Annotated in this window: 13 protein-coding genes and 1 riboswitch; of the genes, 7 read left to right on the top strand and 6 right to left on the bottom strand. The window is 45.4% G+C overall.

Annotated elements, in window-relative coordinates; genetic code table 11:
• Positions 1-72 precede the first annotated feature (72 nt).
• Both purL and AACT19_RS00315 read left to right on the top strand, forming a co-directional pair.
• The gene (gene purL / locus AACT19_RS00320; protein ID WP_076644753.1) at positions 73-3,984 is read left to right on the top strand and encodes a phosphoribosylformylglycinamidine synthase; all 3,912 of its coding nucleotides are present in this window, start codon (positions 73-75) and stop codon (positions 3,982-3,984) included.
• A 264-nt stretch (positions 3,985-4,248) separates the two neighbouring features.
• Positions 4,249-4,782 carry a DUF3332 domain-containing protein gene (locus tag AACT19_RS00315; RefSeq protein ID WP_017084444.1) on the top strand — a complete coding sequence of 178 codons (534 nt, stop codon included), beginning with the start codon at positions 4,249-4,251 and terminating at the stop codon, positions 4,780-4,782.
• Between the two features lie 118 nt (positions 4,783-4,900).
• Here the strand turns inward: AACT19_RS00315 and dapD are convergent, their stop codons facing one another.
• Positions 4,901-5,932, bottom strand: a complete 1,032-nt coding sequence (gene dapD / locus AACT19_RS00310; RefSeq protein WP_076644752.1) for a 2,3,4,5-tetrahydropyridine-2,6-dicarboxylate N-succinyltransferase — start codon at positions 5,930-5,932, stop codon at positions 4,901-4,903.
• A gap of 505 nt (positions 5,933-6,437) precedes the next feature.
• Between dapD and AACT19_RS00305 the strand changes: the two genes are divergently transcribed.
• A complete protein-coding gene (locus AACT19_RS00305) occupies positions 6,438-8,432 on the top strand; it encodes a bifunctional metallophosphatase/5'-nucleotidase (protein WP_076644751.1) in 1,995 nt (664 codons plus the stop codon).
• 132 nt (positions 8,433-8,564) lie between these two features.
• Here the strand turns inward: AACT19_RS00305 and AACT19_RS00300 are convergent, their stop codons facing one another.
• From AACT19_RS00300 to AACT19_RS00280, 5 genes are all read right to left on the bottom strand, one after another.
• Complete coding sequence (locus tag AACT19_RS00300; protein WP_076644750.1) at positions 8,565-9,206, bottom strand: MarC family protein; 642 nt, start codon at positions 9,204-9,206, stop codon at positions 8,565-8,567.
• 229 nt (positions 9,207-9,435) lie between these two features.
• Entirely contained in the window at positions 9,436-10,425 is a 990-nt protein-coding gene (locus tag AACT19_RS00295; RefSeq protein WP_017087715.1) for a GGGtGRT protein, read from the bottom strand.
• Between the two features lie 24 nt (positions 10,426-10,449).
• On the bottom strand, positions 10,450-11,142 hold the full coding sequence (locus AACT19_RS00290) for an iron-sulfur cluster assembly scaffold protein (protein ID WP_076644749.1): 693 nt from the start codon (positions 11,140-11,142) through the stop codon (positions 10,450-10,452).
• Between the two features lie 194 nt (positions 11,143-11,336).
• Positions 11,337-11,420, bottom strand: a riboswitch (Fluoride riboswitch).
• A 155-nt stretch (positions 11,421-11,575) separates the two neighbouring features.
• Positions 11,576-11,869: a YebG family protein gene (locus tag AACT19_RS00285; protein ID WP_004735185.1), complete on the bottom strand. Its 294-nt coding sequence runs from the start codon at positions 11,867-11,869 to the stop codon at positions 11,576-11,578.
• Between the two features lie 88 nt (positions 11,870-11,957).
• A complete protein-coding gene (locus tag AACT19_RS00280; RefSeq protein WP_004735186.1) occupies positions 11,958-12,854 on the bottom strand; it encodes a LysR family transcriptional regulator in 897 nt (298 codons plus the stop codon).
• A 163-nt stretch (positions 12,855-13,017) separates the two neighbouring features.
• Here AACT19_RS00280 and AACT19_RS00275 point away from each other — a divergent pair, with 163 nt between their 5' ends.
• The 4 genes from AACT19_RS00275 to recD all read left to right on the top strand — a co-directional run bounded on the left by AACT19_RS00275 (position 13,018) and on the right by recD (position 23,963).
• On the top strand, positions 13,018-14,013 hold the full coding sequence (locus AACT19_RS00275) for a TDT family transporter (RefSeq protein WP_076644748.1): 996 nt from the start codon (positions 13,018-13,020) through the stop codon (positions 14,011-14,013).
• Between the two features lie 127 nt (positions 14,014-14,140).
• Positions 14,141-17,617, top strand: a complete 3,477-nt coding sequence (recC, locus tag AACT19_RS00270) for an exodeoxyribonuclease V subunit gamma (RefSeq protein WP_076644747.1) — start codon at positions 14,141-14,143, stop codon at positions 17,615-17,617.
• A 446-nt stretch (positions 17,618-18,063) separates the two neighbouring features.
• A complete protein-coding gene (gene recB / locus AACT19_RS00265) occupies positions 18,064-21,738 on the top strand; it encodes an exodeoxyribonuclease V subunit beta (protein WP_076644746.1) in 3,675 nt (1,224 codons plus the stop codon).
• A complete protein-coding gene (gene recD, locus AACT19_RS00260; protein WP_076644745.1) occupies positions 21,738-23,963 on the top strand; it encodes an exodeoxyribonuclease V subunit alpha in 2,226 nt (741 codons plus the stop codon). Before recB ends, recD begins: the two co-directional genes overlap by 1 nt.
• Positions 23,964-24,040 lie beyond the last annotated feature (77 nt).

Here is a 24,040-nt window from a genome sequence, read left to right as displayed (position 1 = left end):
TTAGGTTGTTCCTATAACCCACTGAATTTATTCCAATATCACCTTAATCAACTGCATAAGAGACCTAAGCACATGAGAATTTTGCGTGGCTCCCCAGCTCTATCTGAGTTTCGTGTTAACAAGCTTTTAGAGCTTTGTCGTGAATTAAGCTTACCTGTAACAGGTATTTACGCTGAGTTTGCCCACTTTGCTGATTTAACGGCAGACCTAGATGCGTCTGAAGTTGAGAAGCTAGAAAAGCTACTGACTTACGGTCCAACGATTGAAGAGCATGAACCTGAAGGTTTATTGCTGCTTGCAACGCCACGCCCGGGCACTATCTCGCCTTGGTCTTCAAAATCAACAGATATCGCACACAACTGCGGACTGGCTAAAGTGTCACGTCTAGAGCGCGGTACTGCTTTCTACATTGAAACCTCTTCTGAACTTTCTGAGCTTCAACTTGTTGAGCTGAAAGCCATTCTGCACGACCGTATGATGGAAGTGGTTTTCACTGACTTCGAATCAGCGGCGGCACTGTTCACTGTTGCTGAGCCTGCTCCTTATGCGGAAGTTGACCTACTAACTGGTGGACGTAAAGCGCTTGAAAAAGCAAACGTTACCCTAGGTCTAGCACTTGCAGAAGACGAAATTGATTACCTTCTTGAAAGCTTCACTGAGAAGCTAGGTCGTAACCCGACTGACATCGAGCTAATGATGTTTGCACAAGCGAACTCAGAGCACTGTCGTCACAAGATCTTTAACGCTGATTGGACTATCGATGGCGTTAAGCAAGAAAAATCATTGTTCAAGATGATTAAGAACACCTTTGAAACGACACCAGAACACGTTCTGTCTGCTTATAAAGATAACGCAGCGGTAATGACAGGTTCTGAAGTCGGTCGTTTCTTCCCAGATCCAGAAACTCGCCAATACAACTACCACCAAGAAAAAACACACATCTTGATGAAAGTTGAAACGCACAACCACCCAACGGCAATCTCTCCATGGCCGGGCGCATCGACAGGTTCAGGCGGTGAAATCCGCGATGAAGGCGCTACTGGTATTGGCGGTAAGCCAAAAGCGGGTCTGGTTGCTTTCTCTGTATCTAACCTGAAGATCCCGAACTTCGTTCAACCTTGGGAAACAGACTTTGGTAAGCCAAGCCGTATCGTTACTGCTTTGGATATCATGCTTGAAGGTCCTCTTGGTGGCGCAGCATTCAACAACGAATTTGGTCGTCCAAACCTATTAGGTTACTTCCGTACTTACGAAGAGAAAGTAAACTCTCACGCAGGTGAAGAAGTACGTGGTTACCACAAGCCAATCATGCTGGCTGGTGGTCTAGGTAACATTCGTGATGATCATGTTCAGAAGAAAGAGATCCCAGTAGGTGCAAGCCTAATCGTTCTTGGTGGTCCTGCGATGAACATCGGCCTTGGTGGCGGTGCTGCATCTTCAATGGATTCTGGTTCTTCTTCTGAAGACTTAGATTTTGCTTCTGTACAACGTGAAAACCCAGAGATGGAACGTCGTTGTCAGGAAGTTATCGACCGTTGTTGGCAGCTTGGTGATGCGAACCCAATCGCATTCATCCACGATGTGGGCGCGGGCGGTATCTCGAATGCACTTCCTGAGCTAGTAGACGATGGCGAGCGTGGCGGTATCTTTAACCTACGTGACGTGCCAAACGATGAGCCGGGCATGAGCCCACTTGAGATCTGGTGTAACGAATCTCAAGAGCGTTACGTAATGGCGGTTGCTGATAAAGACTTAGCGACATTTGAAGCGATTTGTAAGCGTGAACGCGCTCCATTCGCGATTGTTGGTAAAGCAACTGAAGAGCGTGATCTTAAATTAGAAGATTCTCACTTCGACAACACGCCAATCGATATGCCAATGGACATTCTATTAGGTAAAACACCTAAGATGCACCGTGACGCGAAGACGCTAAAAGCAAACAATCCTGCGATTGACCGTTCTGGTATCGAACTAAACGAAGCGGTTGACCGTATTCTTCGCCTACCAACAGTGGCAGAGAAAACATTCCTTATTACTATCGGTGACCGCTCGGTAACAGGCCTTGTGGCTCGTGACCAAATGGTTGGCCCATGGCAGGTTCCTGTTGCTAACTGTGCAGTAACAGCAGCAAGTTACGACTCTTACCACGGTGAGGCAATGTCTCTTGGTGAGCGTACGCCAGTTGCACTTCTAGACTTTGGCGCGTCAGCTCGTCTAGCGGTTGGTGAAGCAATCACTAACATCGCAGCGACCAACATCGGCGATATCAAACACATTAAATTGTCAGCTAACTGGATGTCTCCAGCAGGTCACCCAGGTGAAGATGCTGGTCTTTACGAAGCGGTTAAAGCGGTTGGTGAAGAGCTATGTCCAGCACTGGGTCTAACTATCCCTGTGGGTAAAGACTCAATGTCGATGAAGACTAAGTGGGAAGAGAATGGCGAGCAGAAAGAAGTAACGTCTCCACTATCTCTTGTTATCACTGCGTTCGCACGTGTTGAAGATGTTCGTAAGACAATCACTCCTCAATTGCGCACCCCTGATAACCTTGAAGGACTAGGCAACACTTCACTGGTTCTTATCGACCTAGGTAACGGCAAAAACCGTATGGGTGCTACAGCACTAGCGCAAGTTTACAAGCAGCTTGGTGACAAGCCAGCAGACGTAGACAATGCAGCACAACTAAAAGGTTTCTATGAAGGCGTTCAAGCGCTTGTAGCAAACGACCAAGTTGTGGCTTACCACGATAAAGGCGATGGCGGTCTATTCGTAACGCTAGCTGAAATGGCGTTCGCAGGTCACTGTGGTGTTAATACTGATATTGCGGCGCTAGGCGAAGATACGCTAGCAGCACTCTTCAACGAAGAGCTAGGTGCGGTGATCCAAGTTCGTAACGACGACCTAGACGCAGTCCTTTCTACGCTTGCAGCCAATGGCCTAGAAGCGTGTTCACACGTAATCGGTTCTGTTGAAGCATCAGACGAAGTAGTGATTAAGTCAGGCGCAGATGTTGTAATCCAACGTAATCGTACTGAACTACGTACTATCTGGGCTGAAACGACGCATAAGATGCAAGGTTTACGAGATAACCCAATCTGTGCAGACCAAGAGCACGAAGCGAAGAAAGACAATTCAGACCCTGGTCTAAACGTTAGCCTAAGCTTTGATGTAAACGAAGATATTGCTGCCCCTTACATCAACACGGGCGCTAAGCCTAAGATGGCGATTCTACGTGAGCAGGGTGTTAACTCTCACGTTGAAATGGCAGCAGCATTTGACCGCGCAGGCTTCGAAGCAACCGATATTCACATGAGCGACATCCTAACGGGTCAAGCGGTACTAGAAGAGTACAATGGCCTTGTGGCATGTGGTGGCTTCTCTTACGGTGATGTACTGGGCGCTGGTGAAGGTTGGGCTAAGTCGGTTCTATTTAACGACTCTACGCGTGACCAATTTGAAAACTTCTTCAAGCGTGAAGATACTTTCTCTCTAGGTGTGTGTAACGGTTGTCAGATGTTGTCTAACCTGCGTGAACTTATCCCTGGTGCAGAGTACTGGCCACGTTTCGTTCGTAACGAATCAGAACGTTTTGAAGCTCGTTTCAGCCTCGTTGAAGTTCAGAAGTCTGATTCTGTATTCTTCAACGGCATGGAAGGTTCTCGTATGCCAATCGCTGTTTCTCACGGTGAAGGCCGCGTAGAAGTGCGTGACAACGACCACCTAAACGCGATTGAAAACTCAGGTACGGTTGCTCTACGTTACGTTGATAACAACGGTAACCAAACGCAGCAATACCCGAACAACCCGAACGGTTCGCCAAACGCTATCACAGGTCTAACAACGACCGATGGCCGCGTGACTATCATGATGCCGCACCCAGAGCGTGTATTCCGCACGGTTGCAAACTCTTGGTCTCCAGAAGGTTGGGGCGAGAACGGCGCTTGGATGCGTATGTTCCAAAACGCACGTAAGAATGTGGGTTAATCACTTTCTTACAGGCCGCATTAATCTAGGCTAGGTTAAGCAAAAACGAAAAGCGCAGATCGAAAGGTCTGCGCTTTTTTATTGGCAACTCTTCAGGAACCAGAGTGAAACAAATTAGGTTTGCAGTTTGCTGTTCTAAAAATCTCCACTACGCTAAATGTTATGGAATCAATTTGTTAGGCCATCATTTCTTGTGTTCATACAAGAACAATTCAATTTGGCCGTTCAAAAACTGAATCAATCATCGTGGCATAAGAGGGATCTATGAAAACAACAATCACAAAAGCAGTTGCAGTGGCAGCGATTGTCATGTCGTTAGCTGGGTGTGTCGGTAGTAATGCCGTTACTGGTAAATTAATGAAGTTCAACGTTGAGGTTGTAGATAACCGTTACGCTCGTGCAGGGGTCAACTTCTTGCTTGCTCCAGTTTACGCTTTAACATTCGCAGCCGATTACATCGTATTTAACTCGATCGAATTCTGGGCAGGGAAAAACCCACTGACTGGCGCGCCTCATATATTCGATAGTAAAGTCGATACTATGATTGATGTGAACGATAGCCTTGACGATTCACTGAAAGATGCACCACTTGGGTTCAATAATCGCCATATTGAATGGGGTGAGATGCAACAGATCGATGAGAACACCATTCAAATGGACATCACTTATAACGATGGTCAGAAGGCTGTTCTGACGGGGATTCGTGATGGTGACAAGGTCAGTTACTACATGGATGGAACATTGGTTTCAGAGACTTCGATTCAAGCTCTTGAACAGCTAGCAGCAGAAAAAGCATAACCTTCCCTGTTTTACCGCTATAAAAGAAAAGCCGCTGGATTTAACCCCAGCGGCTTCGTATTTTCTAGCATCTAGCATCTAGCATCTAGCATCTAGCATTTAGCATCTAGCGCGTAGATTAGTTGTTGCTGTGTAGCTCACTGTTCAGTTCAACAGCTGACTTGTTCGCAAGACATTCAATTTGGCCAGTAATCGAGTTACGACGGAATAGAAGGTCAGAAACGCCAGCAAGGTCACGGGCTTTAATGATTTCTACTTCGTTGCCTTCTTTATCTAGCATGCGAACTTTAGTACCCGCAGTCACGTAAAGACCAGACTCAACCGTGCAACGGTCGCCCATTGGGAAGCCAAGACCCGCGTTTGCGCCTAGCAGGCAGTTTTCGCCGATAGAGATAACCATAGTACCGCCACCAGACAGAGTACCCATGATAGAAGCGCCGCCGCCGATGTCTGAACCGTTACCCACAACAACACCCGCAGAGATACGACCTTCAACCATGCTCACGCCAGTAGTACCCGCATTGAAGTTGATGAAACCTTCGTGCATTACCGTTGTGCCTTCGCCTACGTGTGCGCCAAGACGAACACGAGAAGTATCAGCAATACGAATACCTGTTGGTACTACGTAATCCACCATTTTAGGGAACTTGTCTACGCAATCTACAGACAGAGCGCGACCCGCAAGGCGAGCTTCGATTTGACGCTCTGGTAGCTCAGGAAGGTCGATTGGGCCTTCGTTTGTCCATGCGATGTTGTGCAGTAGACCGAAGATGCCGTCTAGTACTGTACCGTGTGGTTGTACTAGGCGGTTAGAGATAAGTTGTAGCTTTAGGAAGCCTTCAGCAACTGATGCTGGCTTCTCGTCAGTCGCAAGAACAACAAGAACAAGTGGTTGCTCAGATGCTGCTGCTTTTTCTGCGAAAGATGCGTTTGCTACATCGCCGTTTGCTGCGAATGCTTTCGCTAGTTCTGCGCTTTGTGCAGCAGAGATTTCGATAGCTTGGTTGCCTTCAGCGTAACCTGACACTTCAGCTACAGCTGCTACAAGAGCGTCGCTTGGGTTTAGAAGTGGGTTAGGGAAGAACGCTTCAATGATTTTATTGTCGCGGTTTTTGGTTGCCGTACCGAAGGCTAGTGAAAAGTAAGCCATGTTGAATCTCCATGTGTTGAGTCTTGATTTTGCTATTCCATAACAGCGGCTCGAATAACAAGCGCTGCCGTTAGCAAAGTTAATTTAATTGCGTTCATCATAAAGAGAGCGCCCTCGTTATGAAAGGGCGTATCGGGATAAAGTCTGTAAAATGATATTGCTTGTCTTTTGAGAGATAGTTTTCATTATCCGGATATTATACCTCGCTTTCAAATATGGGCGTGCTTACTCAAGTAACGCGGTGCCATTTCATTTCCACACCTGACACTTATCTTTAGCTCATCCTCTTGTTAGCAGTATCAATAGAGTGAGTCACACTTTCTTTATAAATTCATGTTTATTATCAGAATTATTCGACTTCTGTTGATTAATCGCTTGTGCCTACAGTTAGGGTAAATACTCAATTTTCCAGACGTGTAATTAAGAGAACGATCACTAAAACCCTGCAAGATGTCAGTATATTGCCTGCCATAACGACATTAAAACGATTAATAAAGGATCTTCTATGAATTTTACTAAGTCTTTACTGGTGCTCTCTATCGGCGTAGCGATGGTTGGTTGTGGCTCGGATAATGATGACGATATTATTGCTCCAGATATGACATTGCGCATAGCACATGTGAATGACACTCACTCAAATTTTGATCCTGTAAAATCCAGTTTTACTATGGGTACTGATGGCAAGAAGGTTTATAACGAATTTGGCGGTTATCCTCGCCTATTGAAAGCCGCTGATGATATCAAAGCATATGCTAAAGCTGACAAAGAACCTTTGTTATTCTTGCATGGTGGTGACGCATGGCAAGGTACTGCTTACTTTAAGTTAAATGAAGGTGCTGCAAACGCAGACTTGTTGTCACGCATGGGGTTAGATGCAATGGTACTTGGGAACCATGAATTCGATTTAGATACCGACAAGCTCGCATCGTTCATCAATACGGTTAGTTTTCCCGTGCTAGCAAATAATATGGATGCATCAAAAGATCAGTCTTTAAGTAATGTAGATAATTTATACCCTTATCAACTGTTTGCATTTGAAGGCTCAGAAAAAAGAGCAATTACCTCTGTTTCTGATGCAAGTGATGATGAGAAAGTTGTTGCGGTAATCGGTGTTGTTTTGGGGGATATGCCAACGATTGCTACCGGCACTGGTGATGTGACATTTAGTGACCAAATTACAGCAACTCAAGCCACTATAAATGATTTAAAAACCAAGGGTGTGAATAAAATCATCGTTCTATCACACATAGGTAATGCTGCCGATAAGGAGCTTGCTGCCAATACAACGGGTATCGATATCATTGTTGGCGGTCATTCTCATACTTTACTTGGTGATTTTACCGATCTTGATCAAGGTAATAATGGTGTTTACGCCGAAATGATTCCACAAAAAGACAAAACACAAAATACTTGTGTGGTTCAAGCTGGCCAATATGCGGAAGCTATTGGAGACGTTGATGTATCATTTGACATAAATGGCAATCTCATGTCATGCGTTGGGAACAATACTTTATTATCAAATGATGAGTTCTATCATGATTCTCATCGAGAACATCAAATGATTAGCACTGATAAAGATGATGTAACTTCGTTTATTGATAATAATGAAAAAATCACAACAAAAGAGGAAGATATTGATTTAAGAACCCGTATCGACGCAACTTATAAGCCAGCTCTCGAAGCTGCTTATGGTGATGTTGTTGCAGCTGCACCGACTGAAATCAGTCATGAGCGCCGTCCAGGTGATGCTGGAACTGATAAGCACGGTTCAGATGTTGCTCCTATGATTGCTCAAGGTATGATTTATTGGGCAAATCAACCATCGGTAACAGCGGTTACTGGCAAAAATGTTCAGATTGGTTTGGTGGGAGCTGGTGGTGTTCGAACGGATATTGCGTCAGGTGATTTCAGGGAAGGCAATGCTACATTAGAATTATTACCATTCTCGAACTACTTGTCGATTTTAACCGTTAAAGGCGAGGTGATTCGAGACCTCATTGACAGCACAATTGAGCCGACGCTTGTGGAAGGTGCTCATGCTGGTAAGTTCCCTTACGTATCGGGCATGCGTTACACGTTTACAGAAGATGTGAAAGGTGTATCTGGCACAGTGACGGCTCTTGAGGTAAATACTGGAACAGAAGAAAATCCAGTCTGGACGACAATGAGCGATGCTACTAACTACACTGTTATCGTTAATAACTATAATGCAAGTGGTAGTGATGGTTGGAATGCATTAGGCGATGCTCAACTAACATCTACAGATCGTCAAGACATTGTCATTTCAGGCGATAGTTTTAAAACGTACAAAGTTAACAACTTGACATACGATGGAAATACCAAGAAATATAGCGTCAACTATGACGGTGGTATTAAACCATGTGCGGATGGTTCAGGTGAAAAATGTAATACTGATGCAGAATCATTTATTTCTTGGGCTGAGCATAAGAAAGTATTAGAACCACTAGGCTTTGAAACAACAACGATGGAATACAAATAATACTGATGCCGCTCTTATCGGATCGTTATGTATTGTAAATAAAAGTATTAAAATACAAAGTTTTATATTGACCGTAAAAGAGAATAGCCAGCAAATCGCTGGCTATTTTTGTATAAAACTTAGTGAGAAAATCTAGATAAACAACGCCTTATAAGCCTGCTCAATCCCTTCAATCAACATCTGCATACCGATAACGGCGAGTATCAAGCCCATCATTCGAGTAATCACGTTCAATGCGCTTGGTCCGACCGCTTTAACGAAGCGTTCGCCGAATACAAATAAGACATAGGTTAGGGTGCAGAGGAGGCCAAATGCCACAATGGTAATGATGGTCTCGTAAATCCCCTCGGTACTAGCAAAGTTCATCGCAGTGGCAATGGTGCCCGGTCCAGCCAGTATGGGCATGGCCAAAGGTGATACGGTGATACTTAGCGCTGCGTCTCGCTGGGCATCTGAGTTTACTTTCTCTTTTGCTTTTGAATGTGTTGAATCACCTTGCAGCATGTGGAAGCCAATCAAAAAGACCAGAATACCACCTGTGATACGCAGCGCGTACAGCGTGATACCAAAGAGGTCAAAGATCAGTTTGCCAGAGATCGCAAAAGTACTGACGATAACGAAGGCAATGAGTACCGATCGGAATGCGATAGATTTAACCGTTTCCCTGTCATTGTCACCGGTTAATCCAAGAAATATTGGCGTATTAGCGATAGGGTTCATGATGGCAAAAAAGCCCATGAACACGGTAATGGTATGAATGATGAGCTCTTTCATATTATTCCTTTGAAAAGATGCAGTTAAATACCAATGGTTTGTGTATTTAATCTTAGATACAAATAATTATTAGAAATAGATAGTAGAGCAAGTGTGAATAAAAAACAGCCAGCATAAGGCTGGCTGTTTGGTTTTAGTGATAGGTGTAGAGTTTTGGTCGTTTGTTATTACTTTTTTCTCAGTTAACGGACTCTACTCTATGGATAAATCGTGGCGCTCAATTTTGTCGTTATGCGTTCAGAGATTCGCTCACTGCCACAGCTAATGCAACCGTTGCACCGACCATTGGGTTGTTACCCATACCGATGAAGCCCATCATTGCCACGTGAGCCGGAACAGAAGAACTGCCTGCGAACTGAGCGTCAGCGTGCATTCTGCCCATGGTATCTGTCATGCCGTAAGACGCTGGACCTGCGGCCACGTTATCTGGGTGCAATGTTCTACCTGTACCGCCGCCTGAAGCAACTGAGAAGTAAGGTAAACCTTGGCGAGTACGTTCTGCTTTGTAGATACCTGCAACAGGATGTTGGAAGCGCGTTGGGTTAGTTGAGTTACCCGTAATACTTACATCCACTTCTTCTCTGTGCATGATTGCCACGCCTTCACGTACATCATCAGCGCCGTAACACAAGATCTCTCCGCGAGGGCCTTGTGAGAAGCGGCGACGTTCTGTTTCAACAAGTTCACCCGTTTGGTAATCGTATTGAGTGCGAACATAGGTAAAACCATTGATGCGAGAGATTAAGTAAGCCGCATCTTTACCTAGACCATTTAGGATTACCTTTAATGGATTGTGACGTGATTTGTTGACGTTGAGTGCGATTTTAATCGCACCTTCTGCAGCAGCAAAAGATTCATGGCCCGCAAGGAAAGCAAAACAGTGGCTTTCTTCATTGAGAAGACGCGCAGCCAATGCGCCGTGGCCGATACCGACTTGGCGTTGTTCAGCAACACTGCCGGGTTTGGTAAATGCTTGGAGCCCTTCACCAATGATATTCGCTGCTTGTTCTGCGCTGGTGGCTTCGCGAAATATTGCTAGTGCTGAACCAAGGATATAAGCATCGGCAGCGCTTTCAAAAGCAATAGGTTGGGTGTCCATCACCATGGCTTTTGGGTCGACATTGTGTGATTTACAGTATTGGTTCGCTTGCTCTAAAGAGTCGAAGTTCATTTCTGCCAATACGCGAGTTACTGATTCATTAAATTGAGTGTTCATCATATCTTTCCTCTAAATTGGCAAAAATTATTGTTGGCGTGGATTAATGGTGGTTACAGCTTCATCGAAGCGACCGTAGGTTCCCATAGCAAGGTCTGCTGCTTCATTGGCTGACACGCCTTGATTAATCGCCTTCATCATTTTGCCGAGGTTGAGATACTCGTAGCCAATCACTTCGCTGTGGTCATCAAGTGCAAGCTTGGTCACGTAACCCTCTGCAAGCTCTAGGTAACGTACGCCTTTCGCTGCGGTTGAGTAGCTAGTACCCACTTGGCTGCGTTGTGTTTGACCTAAGTCTTCTAATGCGGCGCCAATTTCTAGACCGCCTTCAGAGAAAGCAGACTGAGTTCGACCGTAAACAAATTGCAGAAAGATCTCGCGCATTGCTACGTTAATAGCGTCACACACTAAGTCGGTATTTAGGGCTTCAAGAATGGTTCTTCCGGTGAGGATTTCGGCTGCCATCGCGGCTGATTGAGTCATGCCTGAACAACCAATCGTTTCGATTAGTGCTTCTTCGATGATGCCGTTTTTTACGTTCAGCGTTAGTTTTGCTGCACCTTGTTGTGGTGCACAAGTGCCGACGCCATGGCTTAAGCCAGAAATAGCGATAACGTCTTTTGGACTAACCATAGCGCCTTCAACTGGAATTGGCGATGAAGTGTGCAGATCACCCCTTTGAATAGGGCACATTGATTGAATTTCTGAAGAGTAGTGCATAATGTTTTCTCACAGTTAGAGTCATTGAAGACCTAGAGTGTTGAGAAAACAGGACGTGTTGGAAGAGGTGCGGCTAATTCACTACAGATCTTGAGTATCGATAATCCAAAGGTGTCATGAAGCTCGGTCTTAAGAGACTAAGCCCATTTCAAAATGGAGGAATAGCGATACATCCAACAGTATTACCTGTTTTCGATTCTGTAGGAGTCATTAGCACTGTTCGAAAGAACGGGCGGTTGAAGCAAAAGCTTAGGTGGAACCCCATCACCTGATGGCTATAGATTAGATCTTTATCACACTTTCATGCAAGCGAATGTTTAGAGCGATTTCGACTATAAACAGAGTTCATTATATTTCGATAAGTATAAAAAAACGCCAATAACGAGCTCTAATTAGAGGTGTCATTGACGTTTTCAACAGAGGTATCAGCTAGTTACGCTGCATCTTCTTCTGCGTCTTCAACAGCTTCAAGTTTCTTTTCTTTTTTCGGAGCTGGTTTGCGCTTAGCACCTAATGCATAAAGAACTTCTTCTTTATTCTTCGCTAGGTACATTGCAAGTTCTTCTTGCTTGCCTTCATCTTCAACTAAGTCGCTTTTGCTTAACAGTTCAAAAAGCTCATCAGCCATATCCAGCATTTTGTCGTATGCGTCAGCTTCGGCTTTAGAGGTAAAAGTCATTTTCTCTTCTCCGTTGCGTTCGACCACGTACTTGACGATAACAGCCATGGTTAATCCTCTAAGTTTGATAAATTTTACTGGCTTTTTATACAGTTTCTGATGTTAAAAGTCCAGTTGGAGCCCTAACAATGCGGCCTCAATCTTGATGTGTAGCCCAGTCTTCACAATAACTCATGAAAGATTTCAGCAGCGGGCTCTGGTATTTGTCTTTGTGTACCAGCATCCAGAAACGTCGTTTCATGTCGAGTGGGACATCGAGTGCTTTCACTCGGCCTGAGTCAATTGCTCGTTGCGCCGCCAGTCGTGATAAACACGCGAATCCAAGATTGGCAGAAACTGAATTGATGATCGCCTCGGTGGTGTTGAGTTCAAAGGATTCATACCAGTGTTCGATACGCGGTGCGACGGCACGAAGGAAAAACTCGCGAGTCCCTGAGCCTGATTCACGTAGAATCCAGTGACTATCTTCTAAATCGCTTAAAGTCACTTTTTCTTTTGAAACGAGAGGATGTTGATTACTAACAATAATACACATTTCATCGCTGCTAAACTGACTCGAAATGAGTTCAGGGTGTAATGTTTTTCCTTCAATTAGCGCGATATCAAGTTCATAATCCACCAACTTTTGGCAGATCAGCGCACTGTTTGAAATGAACAAGCTTTGATCCTGATGTTGAGTTCGTTCACGAAAGCCAGACAGAATAAACGGTGCGACCTGATTACCAATTGTGTCACTCGCACCGACCTTTAGATTGCCACTTAAAGGCTGGTCGTCACGGAACAAAACATCAATACCAGCAGCACGATGTAATATCTCATCCGCCAAAGGAAGAAGCTTTTGTCCTTCTTGATTGAGAATTAATCGGTTATTAACCCGGTCAAATAGAGAGTGACCGAGTTGTTTCTCCATTTCGCCTAGCGCCATGCTGACAGCGGCCTTAGACAGAAACAGAGCCTCAGAGGCTGCGGTCAATGTCGAGTGCTGGGTAATAGTGACGAACACTTTGAGTTGTTTAATTGAAATATTAGCCATCAGATTCCTAGTTTTACTCTGCTGGTGAAAATGGATTCTGTTCAGTATTGATGAACACTTGTTATATATAATTGGATATTGTTTAACGAAGCGCAAGCGTATTATGGCTTCAACAAGCTGATGAGTTCACAAGTTTAGTGAATTAAGTTTAAGAGAGGCTGACATGATTCAACGTATTAAATATAGATTAACAGGAGCTCCAACACCCATGGCAGGGTTAGCTCTCGCAATTGCAAGCTTAGGCTGGTGTTGGGATGGTGTTTTAGTCGCACAAGGTATCTTACACACACCGGGTTTTGTGCAGTGGATCAGTGCTGGCATTGCGGCGGTATTACTTCTTGTTTTAGCTGTGAAATTTTTGATTCACGGCCACTTATTACGTGAAGACCTTGCACATCCTGTTGTTGGCAGTGTTGTACCCACATTCGCGATGGGTTGTATGGTGGTGTCTGCTTCGTTGGCTCCAATCTCTCAATTCTTACAAGAAGCGGTGTGGCTCGCTTCGGTAGCTTTGCATGTCGTGTTCTTGGTGAGCTTCTTATACCACAGAGCTAAAAACTTTGAGATTCACCACATGGTGCCAAGCTGGTTTGTACCACCAATCGGTATTATCGTGGCAGACGTTTCTTTTTCAGGTAACCCGATCTTAGAACCCGTTGCTCACGCGACTTTAGTCTTTGGCTTATTGGTTTATGCGGTAATGCTACCTCTCATGATTTACCGTTTGATCTTCTCTCATGAAGTGCCTGACGCAGCAAAGCCAACCATTGCGATTATGGCGGCACCAGCAAGTCTATCTCTAGCTGGCTACCTAACGGTGACGGCAAATCCTTCGCCAGTTATCATCGGTCTATTGTTTGGTATTGCAGTGCTAATGACGTTCATCATTTACGCAGCGTTCTTCAAACTACTTCGTCTGCCATTCAGCCCAGGCTATGCGGCGTTTACTTTCCCAATCGTGATTGGTGCAACGGCGTTATTCAAATTGGCGGCTTGGATGCAAACTGTTGGTGTGGAAGCTCACTATGTGGATCAAGTGTTCAACCTAGCGTATCTAGAATTAATTGTGGCAACGTTTGTAGTGGGTTATGTGGCGGTTCGTTATTACATGAATTACAAACCTCACCGTGTTCTAAGTGCGGTAGGTAGTAGATTGTAAGAAGCAATAGTTCAAAAGATAAACGGACCTTAAGTTTTCAGTATTTCATAAGCTTATATTCCTAATCCAAACACGGCACTTATGCTAATCTGGCTTTATATTGTGGCAAGATTAGCGTGAGTGCACTTTGTTTACTGTTTACCATTCCAATAAAGTTGATACTTTAAAAATCCTTCTCGTTCACTTAATCAAAAGTGATCCTTTAGCCAATCCTTTCGAAAAAGAGCAGATCTTGGTTCAGAGCCCAGGTATGTCTCAATGGCTTAAGATGGAACTCGCCAAAGAGTTTGGCGTAGCAGCAAATATCGATTTCCCACTTCCAGCAACCTTCATTTGGGATATGTTTACCCAAGTACTTCCAGATGTTCCTAAACGCAGTGCTTTTAACAAAGAAGCGATGACGTGGAAGCTGATGAGTTTGCTACCCGCTAAGCTTGACCACCCTGATTTTTTACCTCTACAACGCTACCTTGAAAACGACGAAGATGATTCGAAACTGTACCAATTGGCAGAAAAAATTGCCGATATCTTCGATGGCTACTTGGTGTATAGACCTGAATGGATAGCGATGTGGGAAGCGGGAGAGCCCGTTGCAGAACTTATCGATGATGAGGGACAACAAGAGCACCCTTGGCAACCGATTTTGTGGCAAGCACTCTATGAGAAAACCTTGTCTCAAGGCCAATCTAAGTATCACCGTGGCAACTTGTATCACGACTTCATTGAAGCGCTAGCCAAGCAACAAGGTCAACTGCAACATCTGCCTAAACGCTTATTTGTGTTTGGTATTTCTTCGTTGCCTCCTCGCTACATGGATGCATTGAAAGCGCTTGGCGAGCAGATTGATGTGCACTTGATGTTTACCAATCCTTGCCAACATTACTGGGGCGATATTCGCGATCGTAAATACTTGGCAAGAGTCGAAGCACAGCGCCGCAAGCAGTTTGCTTTGATTGATGGTTTACCTGAATTGGAAGGTGAAGCTTCACCACTGAAAGATGGCATTGAAGCCAACGTTGAAGACGAACTACACACCAGCCAAGCTGTCGGTAATAGTTTGCTGGCGTCTATGGGTAAATTAGGCAGAGATAACCTGTTCTTGTTATCTCAATCTGACAGCGAAGAGCACGAGTTTTTCATTGATGTTGAGAGAGACAGCCTACTTCATCAGCTGCAAGCCGATATTCTCCAGCTAGAAGAACATCAAGACGACCACATCTTAGATTCTAGCAACCATAAACAGGTGGTTGAGCTTGGTGATCGCTCTCTGACCGTACATGCGTGTCACAGCCCAATGCGTGAGGTTGAAGTTCTTCATGACCAGCTATTGGCGATGTTTGATGCCGACTCGACACTGAAGCCACGCGATATCATCGTGATGGTGTCTGACATTAATGCTTATAGCCCAGCGATTCAGGCGGTATTTGGTAATGCTCCTGGTGAGCGTTATATCCCTTACTCGATCTCTGATAGAACCGCAGACCAAGAAAGCCCAATTCTGACCGCCTTCATGCAGTTAGTCGCGCTACCGAACACGCGCTGTTTAGCCTCTGAGTTACTAGAGCTATTAGAAATTCCTGCGATGATGGCACGCTTTGGTATTGACGAGTTTCAATTCGAGCAAGCCAAGCAGTGGGTTGAAGAAGCGGGTATCCGTTGGGGGGTTGATGCTTCAACGGCGACAGAATTTGATCTACCTGCGACCGAGCAAAACACTTGGCTATTCGGCATTCAGCGAATGTTATTAGGCTATGCGATGTCGGACTCTGCGGGTTTATTTGAAACTGAACACTCTCCGATTGCCGCTTATAACGAAGTTCAAGGCATTAACGCCGAACTTGCAGGCAAGTTAGCTCACTTTATCGATCGTATTGCCCATTACCGTCAACTTTTAACTGAAACACAATCTATCGATATGTGGCGTGAAACCTTGCTGCAAATGATTGATGATTTCTTTGCGGTTGAACTAGAAGGCGAGATGGTGCTTAAGTCGATTCGTGATGCGCTTTCTCAATTAAATGAACAGCTTGATGATGCCTTGTATGAGCAAGAGTTGTCGCCAAGCATTATCTACCAGTACCTCAATAATAAGTTATCTGGTGCACGTATTAGCCAGCGTTTCTTAGCGGGGCAAGTTAACTTTTGTACCTTGATGCCGATGCGTTCTATTCCGTTCAAAACCGTTTGTCTATTAGGCATGAATGACGGGGTTTACCCTCGCTCAATGCCCCCAGAAGGTTTTGATTTAATGAATGGGCGCACTCGTCCAGGTGATCGTTCTCGTCGTGATGATGACCGTTATCTATTCTTAGAAGCGATGTTGTCAGCACAAGAGTGCTTATACATCAGCTATGTCGGCCGCTCTATTCAAGATAATACCGAGCGAGTGCCATCGGTATTGGTTTCAGAGTTGATCGAGTACTGCCAACAGAACTATTGCTTAAGTGAAGATCAAGCATTACCAAGTGATGATTCAGGCATCAACCTGACTCAAGCGATCAGCTTTGAACACACCATGACACCGTTCAGCCCTGCTGCGTTTACTCAAGGTGACGCAAGCCATGTATTGAGCTACGCCAAAGAGTGGCTACCTGCGGCAAATCGTTCTGGCGAACGCAGTGGTGAATTCAATCGTGCATTGGATGATTATTTGCTGGGTGCGACGTACCCGTTAGAACTCGACTTGGTTGAGTTACAGCGTTTTTGGCGTTTGCCAGTGCAGTACTTCTTTAATCGCCGCCTAAAAGTGGTATTTGAGCCGCCACTTCCTGTGATGGAAGACGATGAGCCATTTGTACTTAATGGTTTAGAGAGTTTCCAACTTAAGGATGCTTTGCTGCAAGTGCTGCTAGACCACCCTGAAGGTGCAGACGAAGCGGTTCGATTGTTTGTCTCTGAGCAAAAAGCACAGGGCCGATTACCGGTCGGCGCCTTTGGTGATATCGAATTTGAAACCAACCGTGTTCAAGCGGAAGACTTAGCCAAAGAGATTCGATTTGTGAGCGGATCACCGCAGCAAGATCTCGAAGTGAATATCGAATTTGATGTGTTAGGCGAAGGTAAGCCTGTTCGTTTGATGGGTTGGTTAACTCAAAACTATCAATCGGGTCTAGTTCGTTTCCGTAGCGGTAAAATACGCTCTCAAGATTATTTGGCAGCGTGGATTGATCATCTATGTTGTGCAGTGATGGGACACGGAAAAACGACCCATATTATTGGCTACGACAGAAAAGAAGGCGTGGTTCACCAAACGCTACAACCGATTGGCGATGTACAGCAGGCGAAGAGTTTGCTGGCTGAGTTAGTACGACTGTTTTATCAAGGCATGACAGCGCCATTGCCTTACTTCCCGAAAACCGCATTAGCTGGTGTTGAAGCGGGCTTTAGTCGTGGGAAATGGGTCGATGACGAAGAAAAGTCCCTTAAGAAAATGGCCGATACCTTTAATGACAGCTTCGCCTTCACGGGCGAGGGTAGAGATACCTACATCTCACGAATCTGGTCTAAATGGGGCGATGAGTTGGCTGCTGAGTCACGGATGTATTCAACGCTTGTGTTACAGGCGGCAAGGTTGGCTGCTGCCGATCTGGAAGATCAGGAGTAAGTGGCTGTGATCGACAAGATCGATAACGAGTGTGCTGAATTAATGAAAAACGAAAGAGAGTTGCTGGTCAGCATTTGGGATGCGTGCTTTCAAGGTGAAGGGAATCAAGGCGAAGGGAAGTAAGGTACAGGAAATAAAGTGGCCGCCAGTAAATCATTATTAGTGTAGGGCGTTCGCTGTACGGCCACAGGTCAGAGGGACCATTATTCTGTGGTTCAAAGTAACGCCGTAAAGTACAAAACTCATAGGCGCTCCTGAACTCGTGGGCGCATAGTAGCGAGGCGATCTGAATTGATCCGTGAGAGAGATCGCACTAACTATTAACAAATATGCGTAGGACGTAAATTGAATGACGTTTTCCACGCTAGGTCACATTTGTAACAATAGTCACATTTGTAACAATAGTCACATTTTTAACAGACTCATCTATCAAAAGGCAGTAAGGCATGACGACCACAAGCAGTGTTCAGGTAATCGCTCCAAAAACACTCGATACCATGACGTTTCCACTTCATGGCGCGCGTTTAATTGAAGCATCGGCGGGTACGGGTAAAACATTTACTATTGCTGGCTTGTATTTGCGCTTACTGCTGGGGCACGGCACTGCTGCGCCGCAAGGAGATCTGACGGAAGCTACACGACACCATGAGCCACTAACTGTAGACCAAATTCTAGTGGTGACCTTTACCGAAGCGGCTACCGCTGAGCTGCGAGATCGTATCCGTGCTCGAATCCATGATGCACGGATTGCGTTTGCACGTGGGCAAAGTGACGACCCAGTGATTGCTCCTTTGTTACAAGCCATCGATGATCATGCTGGCGCAGCTAAAACTCTGCTTAACGCTGAAAGACAAATGGATGAAGCAGCGGTCTACACCATTCACGGTTTCTGTCAGCGAATGTTGACTCAAAATGCCTTCGAGTCTGGAAGCCGCTTTGATAATGAATTTGTGACCGATGAAAGCCACCTAAAAGCACAAGTGGTTGCCGACTATTGGCGTAAACAGTTCTACCCATTGCCAATTCAATTAGCAGGTGAGGTTCGTAATATCTGGGGTTCTCCCGCTTCTCTATTGGCTGACGTAAATCGTTATCTGACGGGTTCTCCACTAAAGCTAACCGTCGAAGCAATGTCGGGCGACCTGCAAACTCTGCACAATCAAAACCTAGATAAAGTGAAGCAACTTAAGGCGTTGTGGTGTGAATCCGAAGCGGACTTTTTGGCTTTGATTTCTGGATCGGATGTGAATAAGCGCAGCTACACTAAGAAGTCTTTGCCGACTTGGTTAGAAGCCGTCACAGCATGGGCGCAAAGCGACACTCATGATTACCAGTTTCCAGATAAACTAGAGAAGTTCTCACAAGCAACGTTAATTGAAAAAACACCAAAAGGCACTGCACCTCAACACGCAGTTTTCGAAGCGATTGAAGACTTCTTAAATTCTCCAGCAGATCTAAAAGCTCCTTTGCTGGCACATGCGATTACTCATTGTCGAACTATGTTGGCTAAGGCTAAACAGCAGAAGCAGTGGTTATCGTTTGATGATTTGCTGACTCAGTTATCCGCGTCAATCGATGTAGATGAGCAATCACGGCTGGTGGAGAGAATTCGCACCTTATACCCAGTAGCGATGATTGATGAATTCCAAGATACCGATCCGTTGCAATACAGTATTTTTAGCCGAATCTATTTAGATAACCCGCAATGCGGTTTGTTTATGATCGGTGATCCGAAGCAGGCAATTTACGGCTTCCGTGGCGCGGATATCTTTACCTACATTAAGGCGAGAAACCAAGTTAGTGCTCACTACACGCTAGGGACTAACTGGCGTTCGAGTGCTGATATGGTCAGCGCGGTAAACCAAGTGTTTATGAATTCGGATAGCCCGTTTATCTACGATCAAGACATTCCATTCTTACCCGTTGCTGCTAGCCCATCGGCTGATAAACGCCAATGGGTGATGAACGGAGAAACCCAGCATGCACTGACCTTTTGGCTACAAGAAGCGGAAGATAAGCCATTGCCGAAAGGCGAATATCACAAAGCCATGGCCGAGGCGACAGCGAGTCAAATTCAAACCATTCTGATCGCTTCTCAAAATCAACAAGCCTATTTTGATAACGGCAAAAAACAACATGCCGTGAATGCGGGTGATATTGCTGTTTTGGTTCGAACCGGTAGTGAAGGTCGTCTGATCAAGAACGCGCTGTCTGAGCAAGGCATTGCGAGTGTCTACTTGTCTAACCGAGACAGTGTATTCACCAGTTTGGTCGCACAAGACATCCAACGCCTATTGCAAGCGGTGCTGACACCTGAAAACGACCGCGCGTTGCGCGCCAGTTTAGCCTCAGAGTTGTTTGCTTTGGATGCGGCATCATTGGATGAACTCAACAACGATGAAGTGGTTTGGGAAAACGTCGTTAACGAATTTCGAGAATATCGTAAGTTGTGGCTTCAGCGCGGCGTGCTGCCAATGCTGCGCAGCGTGATCAGTAAACGACATCTCGCGGAACGCTTACTGGAAGAAGAAAATGGTGAGCGCTCACTCACTGATTTAATGCACATTGGCGAGTTGTTGCAACAAGCAAGACAAGAACTCGACAGTGACTATGGCTTGTTGCGTTGGTTGGCAGAAGTGATATCAGATGCACAAAATGGTTTAGGCGGGAGTGATGACGACATTCAACGCCTTGAATCAGAAAGAAACTTAGTTCAAATCGTTACTATTCATAAATCGAAAGGTCTGGAATATGATCTAGTATTTCTGCCGTTTGTCGCGAGCTACCGTGAAGCGAGTGAAGGCAAGTTCTACGATCACGACTCAGATACCACAGTGCTTGATATTACGGGTAGCGATAGTGCCTTAGCGCAAGCCGATAAAGAGCGATTAGCGGAAGACTTACGCTTGATCTACGTAGCGCTGACTCGTGCTGTTTATGGATGTTTTATTGGCATGGCACCGCTACGTAAAGGGCGTTCAACTAAAGAGCCAACTGGCGTTCACTTAAGTGCGATGGGCTACTTGGTTCAAAACGGACAAGAACAAGGCATTGCTGAGTTGAATCAAGCTTTGTCAGCGATTGAGAGTAAGAATTCAAGCGTATTACTGTCTGAAACGCCTACCGCGCACGAGCACGTTTTTGTACAGACAGAGCAAGTGAGTGAAGACTTACATGCTAGTGAATTGAAGGCTTCAATTGACCGAGCTTGGCGAATCACCAGTTACTCGGGGCTTGTAAAACAAGGCAGTCACGGCGCAAGTCATGATGCCACGATTGAGGTGTCTGGCTTTGATATTGATTCGGCGGATGAGCAAGATGAGTCTGAGCTGATTGAACCGGAACGTTCTATATTCACCTTCCCTCGTGGCGCTCGTCCGGGAACCTTCTTACATACCTTGTTTGAGGATGTTGAATTTACCGAGCCAGCAACCAGTGTACATAACGCGCAAGTAATCACTCACTTATTAGAGTCAGAGCAATACGAACTAGAGTGGTTACCTGTGCTTCAACTACTGGTCGATACCGTTCTTAATACAGCATTGGACGGTAAAAACTTAAAGCTAAGCGAGAAAGATTCGACGCAACGTTTAGTTGAGATGGAATTCTTGTTGCCGATCGAAGTATTAGCCGCATCGGAATTGAATCAAACCATTCAGTACCATGATCCGCTATCAGCAAAAGCGGGTGACCTTGGCTTCCAAACCGTGCAAGGCATGTTGAAAGGCTTCATCGATTTGGTGTTCGAGCACCAAGGTAAATACTATGTCCTCGACTGGAAATCGAACCATCTAGGTGATGACGTTGCCGTCTACCATGGTGAAGCATTGAAATCGGCGATGGCCGACCACCGCTACGATCTGCAATATCAAATCTATGCGTTGGCATTGCATCGCTTCTTACGCAGCCGCGTTGCGGATTACAGTTATGAACAACATTTCGGTGGGGTTTATTACTTGTTCCTAAGAGGAATGGATGGCCAATCACAACAAGGTGTTTTCTCGGCTAAACCCACATTGGCTTTGCTCGATGAAATGGATCAATTGATTGACGGTAAAGTGATAGACAGACGTTCAGCGCAATTGAATGACGATGAAACTGGACAGATGGGGCTTCTATAATGACAACAACGACCAATAATACCGGCATGGAAACTGCGAACTCTGTAAAGCCAGTTTCACTTATCCCTGAACAGCTCATGGATGTACTCAAGTTCCTTGCGGATAAGGGCTCAATTCGTCAATTGGATTATCAGTTTGCCCGTTTTATTGCGCAGCAAGCGACGAGTCATTCTCAAGAGATCGGTTTTCTCGCTGGGGTGGTGAGCCATGAGTTGGGCAAGGGGCATATTTGTACTCAGCTTATACAGCAGTATACGGTAGGCCCTGAACAAACGGCGGATTTTGCTCAGTTACTTGGGTTGTACGGTGAAACTGCCCTGCAATTGAATCAAAAGTTATTAGGTATTGATTGGGTGGCGGTACTTCAATCGTCAAACCTAGTAGGTACAACCAATGACTGTGTTAAGCCGCTGATGTTTGATGGACAGCGTGTCTACTTACAGCGTTATTGGAACTACGAAGTTGTGTTGGCTGAAACTCTAAACCGTTTAAGTAAGCCAGTAGAGTTCAATACTGAACAGAAGAAGGCACTGACTGAAACGCTCAATCAACTATTCGCACGCAGTTACCATTTTCTGTTTAATGCCTTAGCCAAGGCTAAAGCAAACCAACAAACGTCTCAGGTATTGCGCCAACAACTGGTGTGTGACCATCTAGATATTGTGAATGAGCAGGCTTTGGATTGGGGCGCGATAGACCAAGCGATTGTTCAAGCTAAACAAGTGACAGATTTAGATGTGCTGGATAGTCTAGTGCCGTTATCTGCTTGTTTGAATTGGCAAAAAGTAGCGGCAGCGGTGGCGTTAAGTCGACGTTTTGCTGTTATTTCTGGTGGGCCGGGTACCGGTAAAACGACCACAGTAACCAAATTACTGTCGGCGATGGTCGAGCAATCGCTCAGCCAAGGCAAAACACCGACGATCAAGCTAGTGGCACCGACAGGTAAAGCAGCGGCGCGTTTAACCGAGTCGATTGGTAAAGCGATTGAGCAGCTGCCATTAGCACCTGAAGTAAAGGCCAACATACCGACTGAATCCAGTACTTTACATAGGTTACTCGGCGCGATTCCTAATCGAGCGGAATTTAGACATAACCGACGTAATCCACTTCACCTTGATATATTGGTAGTGGATGAAGCTTCTATGGTTGATCTGTCGATGATGTATAAGCTGGTGGATGCACTTCCTGAGCACGCAAGGCTCATCTTATTGGGTGATAAAGATCAGCTCGCTTCAGTAGAGGCCGGTGCTGTGTTAGGTGATATCTGTTCATTCAACTCTGCGGGTTACAGCAGTGCACAAGGCAACTTGATTGCGGAGATGACTGGTTTTGATGCGATAGCCAATACACAGCAGGCAAAAGTGGGAGCCGTTAATCCTCCTGCGATTGCAGACAGCTTGTGTATGTTGCAGAAGAGTTACCGTTTCGATGCGCGTTCAGGTATCGGACAGTTGGCAAAAGCGATCAATAATGGTTCTGCGAGTCAGGTGGATCAAGTTTTTTCGAAAGGATTTGATGACATCGAAAACCATCCCTTGTCGAGTGACAGCTATAACTTGATGCTGCGAACTTTGGTCAATGAATATGGTGGATATCTCAATAGAATGAATGTACCGCTTGAAGAGCTAGAGACTCAAGAGTCACGCGCAAAATCGGTGCTCGATTTGTTTAGTCAGTGTCGATTGCTGTGTTCCATTCGTGAAGGGGACTTTGGTGTTAAAGGCCTCAACCACAGAATCGAAAGGGCGCTTGCCGCAAGACGTTTGGTGAATCCGCACAACGATGAATTGTGGTATCACGGGCGACCAGTCATGGTGACGCGTAATGATCATGGTTTAGGTTTGTACAATGGTGATATTGGTATCTGTATGCTCGAAGCCGATTCAACGACTTTAGAATCAAATAGTGCGAATTCCACACCTCGACTGAAGGTGTATTTTGAGTTGCCAGATGGCAGTGTGAAAGCCGTGCTTCCAAGCAGAGTCCCCGATCATGAGACCGCTTATGCGATGACGATACACAAATCTCAAGGCAGTGAATTTGATCTGACCTTAATGATCTTGCCGCCGGATTTCAGCCCTATTTTAACGCGAGAGCTTATCTATACCGGTATTACACGTGCGAAGAAACGACTGATGATGTTCAGCGACACAAATGTGTTGAAGCGTGGGATTAAGGTGAAAACAGAGCGAGTGAGTGGTTTAGGCAGTAGGTTAACGAATTAGTCGTTAATGGCCGCTAGAAAAGGGCTTGAACTTAGAACTAGATAAACACAAAGCAACCATCCCTGGTTGCTTTGAAC

Origin of the sequence: Vibrio sp. 10N.222.47.A9, from assembly GCF_963872585.1 — a bacterium.
GTDB lineage: Bacteria > Pseudomonadota > Gammaproteobacteria > Enterobacterales > Vibrionaceae > Vibrio > Vibrio splendidus.
This window is presented reverse-complemented; position numbering and strand designations above follow the sequence as displayed.

Coding starts and splice junctions, on each gene's coding strand:
- AACT19_RS00280 (WP_004735186.1), bottom strand. CDS start 12,854: ATGGCTAATATTTCAATTAAACAACTCAAAGTGTTCGTCACTATTACC.
- AACT19_RS00305 (WP_076644751.1), top strand. CDS start 6,438: ATGAATTTTACTAAGTCTTTACTGGTGCTCTCTATCGGCGTAGCGATG.
- recB (WP_076644746.1), top strand. CDS start 18,064: ATGACGACCACAAGCAGTGTTCAGGTAATCGCTCCAAAAACACTCGAT.
- AACT19_RS00295 (WP_017087715.1), bottom strand. CDS start 10,425: ATGATGAACACTCAATTTAATGAATCAGTAACTCGCGTATTGGCAGAA.
- AACT19_RS00315 (WP_017084444.1), top strand. CDS start 4,249: ATGAAAACAACAATCACAAAAGCAGTTGCAGTGGCAGCGATTGTCATG.
- AACT19_RS00275 (WP_076644748.1), top strand. CDS start 13,018: ATGATTCAACGTATTAAATATAGATTAACAGGAGCTCCAACACCCATG.
- dapD (WP_076644752.1), bottom strand. CDS start 5,932: ATGGCTTACTTTTCACTAGCCTTCGGTACGGCAACCAAAAACCGCGAC.
- AACT19_RS00285 (WP_004735185.1), bottom strand. CDS start 11,869: ATGGCTGTTATCGTCAAGTACGTGGTCGAACGCAACGGAGAAGAGAAA.
- recD (WP_076644745.1), top strand. CDS start 21,738: ATGACAACAACGACCAATAATACCGGCATGGAAACTGCGAACTCTGTA.
- AACT19_RS00290 (WP_076644749.1), bottom strand. CDS start 11,142: ATGCACTACTCTTCAGAAATTCAATCAATGTGCCCTATTCAAAGGGGT.
- purL (WP_076644753.1), top strand. CDS start 73: ATGAGAATTTTGCGTGGCTCCCCAGCTCTATCTGAGTTTCGTGTTAAC.
- AACT19_RS00300 (WP_076644750.1), bottom strand. CDS start 9,206: ATGAAAGAGCTCATCATTCATACCATTACCGTGTTCATGGGCTTTTTT.